The organism is Bradyrhizobium sp. UFLA05-125 (assembly GCF_059803515.1).
Genome location: NZ_JBANBJ010000072.1, coordinates 29,704 through 44,514, shown reverse-complemented (window position 1 = coordinate 44,514; position 14,811 = coordinate 29,704). Strand labels below are relative to the sequence as shown.

The 14,811-nt window shown below is 57.5% G+C and carries 11 protein-coding genes; 9 read left to right on the top strand and 2 right to left on the bottom strand.

What is annotated here, in order from left to right; genetic code table 11:
* Both glmS and SO156_RS37285 read left to right on the top strand, forming a co-directional pair.
* A partial coding sequence (glmS, locus tag SO156_RS37290) for a glutamine--fructose-6-phosphate transaminase (isomerizing) (protein ID WP_498538269.1) occupies window positions 1-1,029 on the top strand: 1,029 nt, incomplete at its 5' end.
* A 144-nt stretch (window positions 1,030-1,173) separates the two neighbouring features.
* The gene (locus tag SO156_RS37285; protein ID WP_498538268.1) at window positions 1,174-2,487 is read left to right on the top strand and encodes a glycoside hydrolase family 28 protein; all 1,314 of its coding nucleotides are present in this window, start codon (window positions 1,174-1,176) and stop codon (window positions 2,485-2,487) included.
* A 63-nt stretch (window positions 2,488-2,550) separates the two neighbouring features.
* Here the strand turns inward: SO156_RS37285 and SO156_RS37280 are convergent, their stop codons facing one another.
* Entirely contained in the window at window positions 2,551-3,537 is a 987-nt protein-coding gene (locus tag SO156_RS37280) for a pectinesterase family protein (RefSeq protein ID WP_498538267.1), read from the bottom strand.
* A 759-nt stretch (window positions 3,538-4,296) separates the two neighbouring features.
* On the opposite strand from SO156_RS37280, the gene SO156_RS37275 reads away from it, so the two are divergent.
* The 4 genes from SO156_RS37275 to SO156_RS37260 all read left to right on the top strand — a co-directional run bounded on the left by SO156_RS37275 (window position 4,297) and on the right by SO156_RS37260 (window position 9,562).
* Window positions 4,297-5,610 (top strand): LLM class flavin-dependent oxidoreductase, encoded by a 1,314-nt coding sequence (locus SO156_RS37275; RefSeq protein WP_498538266.1) that lies wholly within the window; start codon window positions 4,297-4,299, stop codon window positions 5,608-5,610.
* 91 nt (window positions 5,611-5,701) lie between these two features.
* The gene (gene queD, locus SO156_RS37270) at window positions 5,702-6,058 is read left to right on the top strand and encodes a 6-carboxytetrahydropterin synthase QueD (RefSeq protein ID WP_498538265.1); all 357 of its coding nucleotides are present in this window, start codon (window positions 5,702-5,704) and stop codon (window positions 6,056-6,058) included.
* 2,131 nt (window positions 6,059-8,189) lie between these two features.
* The gene (locus SO156_RS37265; RefSeq protein WP_498538274.1) at window positions 8,190-8,981 is read left to right on the top strand and encodes an SDR family NAD(P)-dependent oxidoreductase; all 792 of its coding nucleotides are present in this window, start codon (window positions 8,190-8,192) and stop codon (window positions 8,979-8,981) included.
* Between the two features lie 386 nt (window positions 8,982-9,367).
* The gene (locus tag SO156_RS37260; RefSeq protein ID WP_498538264.1) at window positions 9,368-9,562 is read left to right on the top strand and encodes a 4Fe-4S binding protein; all 195 of its coding nucleotides are present in this window, start codon (window positions 9,368-9,370) and stop codon (window positions 9,560-9,562) included.
* A gap of 262 nt (window positions 9,563-9,824) precedes the next feature.
* Here SO156_RS37260 and SO156_RS37255 read toward each other — a convergent pair whose 3' ends face one another.
* On the bottom strand, window positions 9,825-10,271 hold the full coding sequence (locus SO156_RS37255) for a response regulator (protein WP_498538263.1): 447 nt from the start codon (window positions 10,269-10,271) through the stop codon (window positions 9,825-9,827).
* Between the two features lie 362 nt (window positions 10,272-10,633).
* Between SO156_RS37255 and nifH the strand changes: the two genes are divergently transcribed.
* From nifH to nifK, 3 genes are all read left to right on the top strand, one after another.
* Window positions 10,634-11,524 carry a nitrogenase iron protein gene (nifH, locus tag SO156_RS37250; RefSeq protein WP_498538262.1) on the top strand — a complete coding sequence of 297 codons (891 nt, stop codon included), beginning with the start codon at window positions 10,634-10,636 and terminating at the stop codon, window positions 11,522-11,524.
* A 71-nt stretch (window positions 11,525-11,595) separates the two neighbouring features.
* A complete protein-coding gene (nifD, locus tag SO156_RS37245) occupies window positions 11,596-13,098 on the top strand; it encodes a nitrogenase molybdenum-iron protein alpha chain (protein ID WP_498538261.1) in 1,503 nt (500 codons plus the stop codon).
* A gap of 46 nt (window positions 13,099-13,144) precedes the next feature.
* The gene (nifK, locus tag SO156_RS37240; RefSeq protein WP_498538273.1) at window positions 13,145-14,704 is read left to right on the top strand and encodes a nitrogenase molybdenum-iron protein subunit beta; all 1,560 of its coding nucleotides are present in this window, start codon (window positions 13,145-13,147) and stop codon (window positions 14,702-14,704) included.
* The last annotated feature ends 107 nt before the right edge of the window (window positions 14,705-14,811 follow it).

The window sequence follows — 14,811 nt, the reverse complement described above, 5'->3', positions numbered from 1 at the left end:
CTGGCCCGCTATATCGACATGGCATCCGAGCGCGTGTCGCTGCCGGTGAAGCTGCCGTTCGACTTCCGCGACATCCAACGTGTCACCATCACAGCCTGCGGCACAGCGAGCTACGCCGGCTACGTCGCAAAATACTGGTTTGAGCGCATGGCGCGCCTGCCGGTCGAGGTCGACGTCGCCTCCGAGTTCCGCTACCGCGAGGCGCCCTTGCGCAAGGGCGATCTGGCGATCTTCATTTCTCAATCGGGCGAGACGGCCGATACGCTCGCTGCGCTGCGCTACGCCAAGGCCGAAGGCGCGCACACGCTCGCCGTCGTCAACGTGCCGACCTCGACGATCGCGCGCGAGAGTGAGACGGTGCTCCAGACGCTCGCCGGTCCCGAGATCGGCGTCGCGTCCACAAAAGCCTTCACCTGCCAGCTCATGGTGCTCGCCTCGCTCGCGGTCGCGGCCGGCAAGGCGCGCGGCGAATTGTCCGAGGAGGAAGAGACCGGGCTCGTGCACGGCCTGGTCGAGGTTCCGCGCCTGATGGCGGACGCGCTCACCACCGAGCTGCAGATCGAGAAGCTCGCGCACCGGATCGCCAAGTCGCGCGACGTGCTCTATCTCGGCCGCGGCACCAGCTTCCCGCTCGCGCTCGAAGGTGCCCTGAAGCTGAAGGAGATCTCCTACATCCACGCTGAGGGCTACGCCGCCGGCGAGCTCAAGCACGGGCCGATCGCGCTGATCGACGAAACCGTGCCGGTCGTGGTGATTGCGCCCCACGATCGCGTGTTCGAGAAGACCGTTTCCAACATGCAGGAGGTCGCTGCCCGCGGCGGCAACATCATCCTGATGACGGATGCCAAGGGCGCAGCCGAGGCGACGGTGGATTCGCTCGTCACCATCGTCATGCCCGACATGGCGCCTGCCTTCACGCCAATGGTGTATGTCGTTCCCGTGCAACTTTTGGCCTACCACACGGCAGTTGTGATGGGCACTGACGTCGACCAGCCGCGCAATCTCGCCAAGTCGGTAACTGTCGAATAAGCACGACGGCACCGGTCGATCGCGTCTGGCCTTTGGACACGGCTGTAACATACCTAAACCGTTCATGACTGATAGCTAGAGCCGGCGTGGCGTTCGGCTTTTGAAGCAGATCAGTCGATTGCGCCGCAAATTGAGGGATCGTTGATGTTCGTCCGTTTGCACTATTGGGCCATGCTGCTCATGCTTGCCACCATGGGCCCCGCCGCACAGGCCAAAGATCGCCGCATTGTCGCCGAGCCTGTTGCACCTAATCATGTCTGCGCTCGCCTAGTACCGTCGAGTGACAACGATACGGCCATGCTCCAAGATGCCATTGCTCGATGTCCGTCTGGCTCGGCGGTTTACTTGGCAGGCGGGACCTTCCTGTCGGGACCCCTCGAGATGAAATCTGGAGTGATCCTGTGGATCGAGCGCGATGCCGCGCTAGTCGCTATTGCTCAACCGAAGGCGTATGACAAAGGTTTCGGAAATTGCGGTCGCATCGAAGGGAAAGGCGACGGTTGCCGGCCGTTCATCAGCTTCTCCAAAACACACGGGGGCGGCATCTATGGCGATGGCATCATCGACGGCCAGGGCGGCGCGCTCATGGCCGGCACAAGCGAGACTTGGTGGCAACTTGCCCGGCGCGCGCAAGCTGAGGGCGGCAACCAGAACGTCCCACGCCTAATTCAGATCGACCATGCTCAGGACATAAGCTTTCACGGCATCACGCTGCGCAATTCTGCTAATTTTCACGTGGCAATGAACCGGGTCGATGGTGCGACGTTTTGGGGCGTCACAATCGATACACCGGCCGATGCCCGTAATACAGACGGGATCGATCCTGGCGCCAGCCAGGACGTGACCATCACTCACTGCCAGATCCGCACTGGAGACGACAACGTGGCTATCAAAGCCGGCCACAACGGTCCCGCTCGCCATATTTCCATTGTCGACAATTATTTCGGCTGGGGACACGGCATGTCGATCGGGAGTGAAGTGAGCTCAGGTGTCAGCGACATACTGGTGCACGGCCTCACTCTGGACGGCACGACGTCTGGCTTGCGCATTAAGAGCGATGTCAGCCGAGGCGGCCTGGTGGAGAGGGTGACCTATGAGAACGTGTGCCTGCGGGGCAATCGATGGCCTATCTATTTCGATACGCGCTATGATGTCCGGGCGAACGGCAGCGAAATTCCGGTCTACCGCCAGATCGCGTTGCGCCACGTGCGCGGCGGTGACGGTACGCTTGTGATGCACGGGCTCGACCGAGGCCATTCTCTTGAGATTGCGCTGGACGATGTACGATTTGCCGATAGCGCGGTCTGGCAGGTTGAAAATGTAGATGCGGCGGTCTCCGGGGTGTGGCCGCCATTGCGGGGTGCGACGAATCCGCCATCGTCTACTGCATGGGAAGGCTGCGCAAACGCATTCAGCCAACCACCAAGCAAAACCAGGAACAGCCTTGCGCCCCGATAGTACTCATGGCTGCGTCAAAGAATCGGCGCGGCGTAGACTGCGTGCAAAAGCGTCCCATCGTTACTATCTTGACGATAGGTTCGGCAGCCAGGTCCTATCATCACCAAAGAACGCTTTGAGCGACCATTGCTTGGATTCGCTGTCTGAGAGCTGATGGGAGTAAGATTCTCGTCCTTTGGGATTCGCACCGATACCGGTAGATCGGTATTCGGCATAGTAGGCCGTCTTCAGTCTATCGGTCTTGCCGCGATCCCACTCGCTCCAGCCTTCTGTGATAATCGGTGCGTTCATCTGCGTGGATAAGAAGATTACCGTAGCGTAAGAGCGCCAAGGACGTCCGAGCGCGATGCCACGTGCGGCGGGATCAGCGGTGAGGATGCAATGGTCGAAGACGTAGGCGCTATCCTCGTCCGGCGAGTCCTTGCTTTGCGCGGTATAGACCACAGCCTGATTGGCGATGCCGTGCAGTTCACAACGATGGAAATAGGCTTTGGCATTGCCAAATATATAGTCGACATGTCCCTCGATATAGCAGTCCGAAAAGTATTGCCGGGTTGTTCGGCCGTTCGGCCCCTTGTTGGCAAATAGCGTATCCTGTGCGCCGAGTAGCCGGACTCGGGTGATAACGTCCTTATCTCCTGTAATGGACAGTGCCACCGCCTGCGAAGCAGGATTGGCCGGGTTCAAGGAATAGTCGTTCTGAATAGTCAGATTGTCGAGCCGGAAGTCATCACCGGATGCGTCAAAAGTGGCGGAATGAACGGTTCCGCCCACCTTGATCGCGCCGTCGCCGTAAACGAGCACCGTGTCCCCTGGCTTCTTGCCGGTGCCTCTGATGTGAACGCCGGATTTGCCGACCTTGACCTTCTCGCGATAGATTCCCGGCGCGATCAAAATGTCACCGCCTTGTGCGGGCAACGCGTCCACGGCTTCCTGAACTGAGCGATAGGCCATGTCTCCGGATTGCGAGACCAAAAATTGTTCAGCATATGCTTCCGAGAGCTGGAAACACATGGCCAGAACAGAAGCGGACATCAGAAGAAGTCTCATTATGGTCCTACTCTTTGTCGCGCTAGCCCCGCGCTGTGTCGTGCTAAAGACCACTTGGATGCGATGCTGGCTTAAAGCTATTGAGCCGCTGCATCCCACATGTTCTTTTAAGCCGCGTTTCCTGCCGTCCGACATCTAGATGGCACAGTGTGCAATGTCAGCCGTGAATGATGAACGTGCCGTTTCTGCGTCGGCCCAAGGGTGTACGCTCAAAATTGTCGGAATGCGGTACTTGGATTTGTCGTGTTTGGCTGTGGCTTGCGTTAAAATGTCCATGTCTGAAACAAGACACTAGGGTTGAAGTGTTCCCCCGGCGGGGCGCATGCCGTTGCAATTTCTCTTCTTCGATCGTGGCCTGCAGGCCAGCTTGTGGCACGACGATTGCTCGTCAGACAGCAACAATGTCATCACGACAATGACCATGTTGTAGTCGCGCGAGGAGTTCAGATGCTGCCCGTCGGTCCGAATCAGTGTCGCGGACGCACTATTAGAGCAGAATCTCTATCGGCTCCGTTCTTGGGCGCCGTCCTTTACCCGAGTTCGGCTTTCTGGAGTAGCGGCAATATAGCTCGCCTCGCGAAAGACGTGGTCTCTGAGCGGGTGCGCACTCGTTGGTTGGGACCGCGAAAATTCCTAGCAGATCGAACCGCGAAGTGAGGTGGTTCCAAGCACTCGAGACGAAGCGAAAATGCGGATTGCAGGGCCCCCGGGGATCAATGGTGCGATGATGCGAGCCGTGCCCGCGAAAGAGGAGAGCAGATGAAGTTTGGAGTGTTCTATGAGCACCAATTGCCGCAACCCTGGGACAGTGGTGGCGAGCAAAAATTGTTCGGCAACGCGCTGGAGCAGATCGAGCTCGCCGATCAGCTCGGGTTTGATTACATGTGGCAGGTCGAGCATCACTTCCTGGAGGAATACTCCCACTCGTCCGCACCCGAAGTGTTTTTGGGTGCGGTTTCACAACGCACAAAGAATATCCGTATTGGCCACGGCGTTTGTCTTGCCTCGCCGCACTACAATCATCCGGCGCGGGTGGCCGAGCGCCTCGCGACGCTTGATCTGATCTCGGGAGGACGTGTCGAGTGGGGAACTGGAGAATCAGCGTCTCTCATTGAGATGCAGGGGTTTGGGATAGAGCCCGAGCAGAAGACCGCCATGTGGCGGGAAGGGGTCGAACAAACCGCCAATATGATGGCCATGCGGCCATATCCGGGATACGGGGGGCGATTCTTCAAAATGCCGCCCCGCAACATCGTGCCGAAGCCGGTTCAGAAACCGCATCCACCGCTCTGGATGGCGTGCTCGAGGCGCGACAGCATTTTGCGCGCCGCGCGTCACGGGGTAGGGGCGATGGTCTTTGGGTTTGTCGAAGCATCTCAAGCGAAAAGTTGGCGCGACGAATACTATGAGGTCATCAAGTCTGACGAATGCGTGCCCATTGGTCATTCGGTGAACGCCAATATTGCTGTGCTCAACGGTATGATGGTTCATGAGAGCGCCGAAGAAGCAATGCGTCGCGGAATCGACGGCTTCAAGTTTTTCGGATATTCGATCGCACATTACGCGATATATGGCGTCCATCGTCCTGGACGTACGAATCTGTGGCGGCGCTTCCAAGCCATCAAGGACGACGTGAAGGAGACACCAGGCTCGGGAGCCATCGGTCGGCCTCAGAGCGTTCGTGACCACCTCATGGGCTATGCAGATGTCGGTATTGACCAGATGATCTTCATCCAGCAATGCGGACTGAACAAGCACGAACATATCTGCGAGGCGCTCGAACTGTTTGCCAAAGAGGTCATGCCCGCACTGAAAGAACGAGAAGACGAGCGCGTCCGACGTAAAGAAGAGGAACTCGCACCTTACGTGGAGGCGGCGCTGGCCCGCAAGCCCATGATGCCAGAGTTGCGGGAGACGGATATTCCGAACATCGAGGCGATGGGCATCGTACTCGAGCGTCGCACTGGTAAGGACTACGCTTCGGCGGGTGGCGCCTTCGCGGATCCGACCCGTGGAGGCGCAATTCCTATGGTTTCGCGGGAAACCTATGCCAAGGCGGCCAAGGTCGATTGAAGTCGAAGCAGACCGCGGAACTTGCTCAAGGTCTTTGTTATGCCGTTCGACCGCGGCTGAGCCCCCTAGCCTGAAAGCACCTGAGCGTCCGATGAAAATATCACAAGCGTTCAGGTTTGAGGCGGCTCATCGTCTGCCTAACGTGCCGGCCACACACAGGTGCAGCCGCATGCACGGGCATTCCTATCGGATCGAGCTGCAGCTCGATGGACCAGTAAATCCGGTTACCGGGTTCGTCGTGGACTTTTTTGACCTGGAGGCATCCTTTGTCGAAATCATCAATAAACTCGATCATCGATGCCTGAATGAAGTCGAGGGATTGGAGAATCCTACGGCAGAAAACATTGCCGTTTGGATCTGGGAAAAATTGCATCGCAAATTCAAGCAGATGTCGTGCGTCCGGGTCTATGAAACATCTGATGCTTGGGCCGAGTATGACGGACGATGACAAGAAAGTCCGCCTGCTTGCTCGAACTTGCTCCGGTCACTTGGGGGTTTCCGACGATAGGAAATGCAATAGCTTACGAAGTGGAAGTCGCGGCCGGGACAGTGCGAGTAAGACTGACCTCCGGCGAGGCCGTGAATGCGCCAATCGCTCCCGGCCTAGTCAGTATGTTGAGCAACAAGATCCAGTCGACACCGCGACAGTACCGCGCGCTCGGAGCTGAGTTAGAACGTGTGAAGCCGATTCAGGAGCAGAATGGATAGCTGAGACTACTGGCTTATTTGGTCAGGAAGAAAGTGAGGCGTGTCCACCAGACATCGACAGTGCGTTTCTGGCAACGCTTCCTTAGGCGGCCCCAGTGAGTGAGCCAAAGCTAAGCTCTTGCAGAATTCTGCACGCAGCGGCCGAAGGCGCTTGAATCGCACGTAACGTCAGATTGTAGACTATATCGTAGGTCCTTCCGACCCGACCAAAGGTGGCCGCAATATATGGCGTTCTCACAGTGCCTGTGGAGAGAGGAAAGCGCTCCACTCTTTCTCATTTTGCTTTCCATCTTCTTTGCCAGCTTCGGATGCGCCTATGCCGCTCTAGAATTTCGTATTCGGCGTCGTGACCGCTACCTACCGTGCGTGCTTGATGTGACCCCCAATGTGCATTCTCCGGATTCCGGCGACCGGCTACCAACGGCTGATAAGCCGAAGGATGGGTAACGGAAGGCTCGCTCGACAGCTCGCTCATAGTCGATCGGATGCGTACGCCGAAATCCGCAGTGGGCGCGTGGAAGCAGCAGGTCCCGCGCTTACGCGTTCATGAGCGATGGTCCTCGGGCACGCCGAACCATGTCAATCGCCCTCGCGATCGTAGAGCAAGCGCACTTGCCAATTTTCTTAACCGCCGCCATGCCGTTGCTTCGCGACGACAATCAACCAGCGGCTCGGCGCGTGTTGTTCGGTACGAAAATGCGCGTGGCAGCCTCTACGACACTTCGCACAACGCGATGACACCTCCGAGGGGAGGCGCTTGCGCGGAGGGGCACTCGCTGACAACGGCCGCTGATGACGCATCTTGGAGATAGCGATGAAACGGCTAACGACGACTTGGCCCAGGAAGCCGCGTGAGTGTGTCGACAGGGAAATCGGCTCCTGCATGGTGGCGCCACGCCGCGCTAACCGTCGACCGTATCGTGAAGCAGCTGAAAAGAATAGCTTTTACGGCTTACGCACGCTGCGCGAGCGCACGAAGCCACACCGAAAGTTCGGCTTTCTCATGCGAAAGATGACGTCAGCCAATTCGACCTTCAGACGCTCACAGTGGGCGCTGAGTTGGAGAGTTACCGCTGCTAAAGAGGCCACGGGAGTTCTGCTCGCAACGCTGGATCGTTCAGTGACTTCGCTTGCGTATGATAGCCCATCAGGATGCGCATACGCGACATCGAATGGAGCTGGTTTACGGGGGCTGAGTATCTAGGGCGTGGCAGAGGATGGCGGCGCTCCTGGCCGCTCTCTCGCGTCGGTATAACTAGCCAGTCGCATTGGCGTGCAAATGCGGAATCACAGATCATACAAGCGCACGCGACGTGCGATTCAAGCTCGTTCGAACCGCTTGCGTAAATTATCTCTTGGCGCTGTAGCGCCGCTCTCAATGGCCTCAGTTTCGCCACGCTACTCGCGTCAGTCAGAGCAGCATCATCACGGATGTACTGATGGTGCAGAGGCGGGACCCGGCGCATTTTACAGATGGCGAAAGTGCGCCGGGCGCCTCGGTCGGCTTCGCAAGCTGCGATGCGTGGAAGCCCCTGCACAGAATATCGTTGTCATAGGGCGGTTGGTGCGCCTTGACGGGCGCCTCAAGCAGCACAGCGAATATGTAAAGACCTTCAGAAAGAACTCGTGAGGTCCGCTGCCACGCGCCTCTTCAGCGCAGGATGCGGATTGAAGGACGATAAGCTCTTGATTCAATCCGGTGATGATGTCGTAAAGTCGACATCAGAATCTTATCGTGCATCTACCTGCACTGGCCTAATTGTTGCAAAGTTTCTTGCAGCGGTGCCGGCGTTGCGTATCTCACCAAGTCTCAAGGAGCTCGCTTGCCCCTTCATGGATTAAATGGAGACGGTGTTGTTAATCCAACCCCTGTGCCGGATCTCGCGCTCTGTCCGTTTCACGACGACAGGTCGCGCGCACGAGGTGGCGAGGGGAAGACGCTTGTACTAACCGGCGGCTCGCGCGGCATTGGTCATGCCACGGGTAAATTGTTCTCGGAAGCTGGATGGCGAGTCATCTCCTGTTCCAGGCAACCTTTTGATCGCAGTCGATGTCCCTGGGAGTCGGGCATCAATAACCACGTCCAGGTAGAATTAAGCGATCATCGCGCGTTGCCGGGCGCGATCACCGAAATCAAGCAGCGGCTCAACGGAGAGCCAGTTCACGCGCTGGTCAATAATGCTGGCATCTCCCCAAAGGCGCCCGACGGCAGTCGATTGAACTCCCTAACAACATCCATCGAAACCTGGATGAGCGTGTTTCACGTCAACCTGGTCGCGCCTATTCTACTTGCTCAAGGCCTGTTCGAAGAATTGAAAGTGGCATCCGGATCGATCGTTAACGTCACGTCAATTGTCGGCAGTCGCGTGCATCCGTTCGCCGGTACTGCCTATGCGACCTCGAAGGCAGCGCTCGCCTGCCTCACGCGCGAAATGGCGCATGACTACGCTCCATTTGGAATTCGGGTCAATGCGATTGCGCCGGGCGAGATCAAGACCGATATTCTGTCGCCGGAAACTGAAGCGAAGTTGGCGCCGATTATACCGCTGCACCGTGTCGGCACGCCGGACGAGGTTGCGAAGGTTATTTTCTTCCTCTGCTCGAGCGCGGCGAGCTACGTCACTGGTGCTGAAGTGCCAATCAACGGCGGGCAGCACGTGTGATATTGCGACGCGGATGACGTCGATAAGTCGCGTGAGATTAATTGGAGATATCAGCTAGAAACTGCGAAAGCGGCGAAACCGTTGTCGGTAAGTCGACAGCGTGGGTATGGCTGTCTACATAACTCCCAGTGGTCCGGAGTCCGAAATGGTGGCTAAGGTCGTCGCGCTTGCCTGGGTCCACGCCAGGTCAGGCGTACCCGAAGACCCGCCCGGGTTCGAGAGGCCACGCAAATTCGTCGCGGCATCGCGCAGATCGGATGCGGGCGCAAGACTACTGCGACCGTGGCAGCCATATGTGTTGTCGGGATTCCAAGTGTCTGGAATGTGGCACGCGGCTTGAAAGGGGACATCCAACGGCATCATTTAGCTCCTAGGAGTCGCAATCCATGGCTTACAAGATCGTCGCCTCGCAATGCTCGGTTTGCGGCGCATGTGAGTTCGAGTGTCCGAACGGCGCGATCAGCCTAAAGCGCGATATATATGTGATCGATCCGAAAAAGTGCACAGAGTGCGAGGGACATTGCGATACGCCGCAATGCGCGGTCGTCTGTCCAGTCGATGACACATGCGTCCCCGCCTGAAGATGTCGAAGAAAATGTCGCCGCCGACGGGCTCAGTCGAAGGATTGTCGGTGCATGGGCGCTGGCTGGCGGCTTGAGGTCCATTGTCGCTGGCTGCCCATGACCGAGCCCACCCGTGGCGCGTCGATTATCCCAAGGGCGAATTTCAGCTCGCTGTCCGTATCCAGGACTGCCGTGCGCGATTGTTCCTGCCGAACGGAGGCCATCCACGACCAACTCAAGAGGTCGCAGGTCGAAGCAATTTGGCCAATCGAAGGGTGGATTAGAAGCTCCTATCGAACGCGATACGAATGAGACGGGATGGCTTGTCAGGAACGACCGAAGCACCGAGAGCTATGCTGACGGCACTGCAGACCGAATCGTAGGAGATTGGCTTGCGGATGACGCCGTGTGCGCCCCGTTCAAGCCCGGCCCGTACCACAGGATCGGAATTCCGTTCCGGTATGAGCAGGATCTTAGCACTCGCAAAGACGTTGCCAAGTTCTGCCAGGACCGCATCGCCTCGCTCCCGCAGGATAGCAATACCCAGCAAGATCGCGTCGGGAGTTGTTATGGGACAGGTCATCGCCGCTTTCACAGAGGAAAAAGCATGTGTCTGATAGCGTTCGCGCAGAATGTAGTCGAGCGCGGAACGCACTACCTGTTCACGCTCGATCAGGAAGACGATCGGACGGTCTCGGCTCGCATCAACCTCGGTCGCAAAGTGCATGTTACCCTCGGTGTATTGATGATACACATCGAGCAAGCTCCGTACCTTGACGTGCCCAAAAGGAAAACTACCCAAATCGTTAGCCGGACAAAGCAAGGATTGCTTTGTTTCTGACAGGCGCGTGTGACCGCTCTGTCAAACGTTGCCGATGTCGGACTTGCAACAATGCCCATCCGCAACACCATTATCTATCTCTACCGGCGCCGTTTTTCGCCTCGAGCCAGCGCTGGCACGCTGGTTGCAAACGTCGTTACGCAAGGGCTCGGCTATCGCCTTTCACCGAGCTGCCAATGCGGCGCGCCAGGCGATGGGATCAGAGAGAGCGCAGTCCGCAGATCATTAATCGGTTGACGGAGAGCAACATGTCTTCACTGAGACAAATCGCGTTTTACGGCAAGGGTGGTATCGGCAAGTCGACGACGTCGCAGAATACACTCGCGGCACTGGCCGAGATGGGTCACAAGATCCTGATCGTTGGCTGCGACCCGAAGGCGGACTCCACCCGTCTGATCCTGCACGCAAAAGCACAGGATACGATCTTGAGTCTCGCGGCGAGCGCCGGCAGCGTCGAGGACCTCGAGATCGAGGATGTCTTGAAGGTCGGCTACAAGGATATTCGCTGCGTCGAATCCGGTGGTCCGGAGCCGGGTGTCGGGTGCGCCGGCCGTGGCGTCATCACCTCGATCAACTTCCTCGAAGAGAACGGCGCCTACGAGGACATCGATTACGTGTCATACGACGTGCTCGGCGACGTCGTCTGCGGCGGCTTTGCGATGCCGATACGCGAGAACAAAGCGCAGGAGATCTACATCGTCATGTCCGGCGAGATGATGGCGATGTACGCCGCCAACAACATCTCCAAGGGCATTCTGAAGTATGCCAATTCAGGCGGCGTGCGGCTCGGCGGCTTGATCTGCAACGAGCGGCAGACCGACAAGGAGCTGGAGCTGGCGGAAGCACTCGCCAAGAAGCTCGGCACCCAGCTGATCCACTTTGTACCTCGTGACAATGTCGTCCAGCACGCCGAGCTACGCCGCATGACGGTGCTGGAATATGCGCCGGAGTCCAAACAGGCGGACCACTATCGCAATCTCGCGACCAAGGTCCACAACAACCGTGGCAACGGCATTATCCCAACCCCAATCAGCATGGACGAGCTTGAGGACATGCTGATGGAGCACGGCATCATGAAGCCGATCGACGAAAGTCAGGTCGGCAAGACTGCTTCCGAGCTCGCCGCTGTGTCGGCGTAACGCAGACCTCACATTCGGCGTGCGTCAAGAATGCGTCGGCCCGCGCACAGGACAATTGGAAGGATATTCGTATGAGCCTGGCATCCACCCAGAGCGTTGCAGAGATCAAGGCCCGCAACAAGGATCTGATTAGCGAAGTCTTGAAAATCTACCCCGAGAAGACCGCCAAACGGCGTGCCAAGCACCTTAATGTGCATGAGGCTGGTAAGTCCGACTGCGGTGTCAAATCGAATCTCAAATCGATCCCAGGCGTGATGACCATTCGAGGCTGTGCCTATGCCGGCTCCAAGGGCGTGGTGTGGGGTCCGATCAAAGACATGATCCACATCAGCCATGGTCCGGTCGGTTGCGGTCAATATTCCTGGGGATCGCGGCGCAATTATTATGTCGGCACCACCGGTATCGATACCTTCGGCACTATGCAGTTCACCTCCGACTTCCAGGAAAAGGACATTGTCTTCGGCGGCGACAAGAAACTCGTCAAAGTCATCGACGAGATCCAGGATCTATTTCCGCTCAACCGCGGAATCACCATCCAGTCGGAATGCCCGATCGGTCTGATAGGCGATGACATCGAGGCGGTGTCGAGGGTAAAGTCGAAAGAGTATGACGGAAAAACCATCGTGCCGGTGCGCTGCGAAGGTTTCCGCGGCGTGTCTCAGTCGCTTGGGCACCACATCGCAAACGACGCGGTACGCGACTGGATTTTCGACAAAATCAACCCGGAGACAGAGCGGCGATTCGAGTCAACTCCCTATGACGTTGCCATCATCGGCGACTACAACATCGGCGGCGACGCCTGGTCCTCTCGCATCCTCTTGGAGGAGATGGGACTCCGCGTGATTGCGCAGTGGTCAGGCGACGGAAGCCTTGCCGAGCTTGAGGCGACGCCAAAGGCGAAGCTGAATATCCTGCACTGCTATCGCTCGATGAACTACATCTCTCGCCACATGGAGGAGAAGTACGGCATTCCGTGGTGCGAATACAACTTCTTCGGCCCGTCCAAGATCGCGGAGTCGCTGCGCAAGGTCGCGAGCTTCTTCGACGACAAGATCAAGGAGGGGGCTGAAAGTGTCATCGCGAAATACCAGCCGCTGATGGATGCGGTCGTCGCCAAATATCGGCCGCGCCTAACAGGAAAATCCGTGATGCTCTTCGTTGGTGGCTTACGCCCTCGGCACGTGATTGGTGCCTATGAAGACCTCGGTATGGAAGTTATCGGGACCGGCTACGAATTCGGTCACAACGACGATTATCAGCGCACCGCCCAGCATTACGTCAAAGACGGCACATTGATATATGACGACGTCACTGGCTACGAGTTCGAGCGCTTCGTCGAAACGATTCAGCCCGACCTCGTTGGTTCCGGCATCAAGGAGAAGTACGTGTTTCAGAAGATGGGCGTACCGTTCCGGCAAATGCACTCGTGGGACTATTCGGGTCCTTATCACGGCTACGATGGGTTCGCGATCTTCGCCCGCGACATGGACATGGCGATCAATTCCCCGATCTGGAAGAAGACCAAGGCGCCGTGGAAGAACGCTCCGCGTCCGAGCCTTATGGCAGCGGAATAAGCGAGCCGGGTCACTGATCGCACACGAATCCAACAAGGACGCCATGATGCCCCAGAATGCCGAAAACGTGCTCGATCATTTCGAGCTGTTCCGAGGTCCGGAATACCAGCAGATGCTGGCCAACAAAAGAGCGCTCTTTGAGAATGCGCATGATCCCGCAGAGGTCGCACGTATCCGCGAATGGGCAAAAACCCCCGAATATCGCGAGAAGAACTTCGCGCGTGAGGAGCTGACCATCAATCCGGCCAAGGCCTGCCAGCCGCTAGGTGCGGTGTTTGCCTCAGTCGGCTTCGAGAGCACGATGCCTTTCGTGCACGGCTCACAGGGCTGCGTCGCCTACTATCGAAGCCATTTGTCGCGGCACTTCAAGGAGCCGACCTCCTGTGTTTCCTCGTCCATGACGGAAGACGCGGCCGTATTCGGTGGCCTCAATAACATGATCGATGGGCTAGCCAATACCTACAATATGTACAAACCGAAGATGATCGCGGTTTCGACCACCTGCATGGCGGAAGTGATTGGCGACGATCTCAACGCGTTCATCAAGACGTCGAAAGAAAAAGGGTCGGTGCCGGCTGAGTTTGACGTTCCCTTTGCTCATACGCCCGCCTTCGTCGGTAGCCATGTCACCGGTTATGATAACGCCCTGAAAGGCATCATTGAACATTTCTGGGACGGCAAATCCGGATCTGAGCCCAAGCTTGAGCGCAAGCCGAACGATAAGATCAACTTCATCGGCGGCTTCGACGGTTACACCGTGGGCAACATCCGCGAGATAAAGCGGATCTTCGAATTGATGGGGATTGGGTACACGATCCTGGCGGACAATAGTGATGTGTTCGACACGCCCACTGATGGTGAGTTCCGCATGTATGGCGGTGGCACGACTCTAAGAGACGCCGCAGACGCCATCCACGCTAGGGCGACCATCTCCATGCAGCAATATTGTACTGAGAAAACGCTACCGTTCATCGAGGGGCATGGCCAACAGGTCGCTGCGTTTAATCATCCGGTCGGCGTCAGCGCGACCGACGACTTCCTGATGACGCTGTCGCGTATTACCGGCAAGGAAATCCCAGAGGTCCTAGAACGGGAGCGCGGTCGTCTGGTCGACGCCATGGCAGACTCCAGCGCACACATCCACGGTAAGAAGTTCGCAATTTATGGCGATCCGGACCTTTGCTATGGCCTGGCTGCCTTCCTGCTCGAGCTCGGTGCCGAACCAACCCACGTCCTGTCAACCAACGGCAACAAGGCCTGGGAAGGCAAGATGGGGGCGCTATTCGCCAGTTCGCAATTCGGCAAAGACTGCCATGCCTATCCTGGTAAGGACCTCTGGCACATGCGTTCACTGCTGTTCACCGAGCCTGTCGATTTTCTGATCGGCAACACCTACGGCAAGTACCTGGAGCGCGATACTGGAACACCCCTGATCCGTATCGGCTTCCCCGTGTTCGATCGGCACCATCATCATCGCTATCCCGTGTGGGGTTATCAAGGGGGATTGAATGTGCTCGTGAAGATACTTGATCGGATCTTTGAGGAGATGGACAGGAATACCAACGCGGTAGGTAAAACCGACTACAGCTTCGACATTATCCGCTGATGCGGGCGAGTGACCGCCTCATGGCCGCTTGTCGCGGCCGTGAGGTGGGAATGTAAACACCAGTCGGGCCATCGTCCGTGCTCACTAGAAAACGTCCGCGCAAGGAG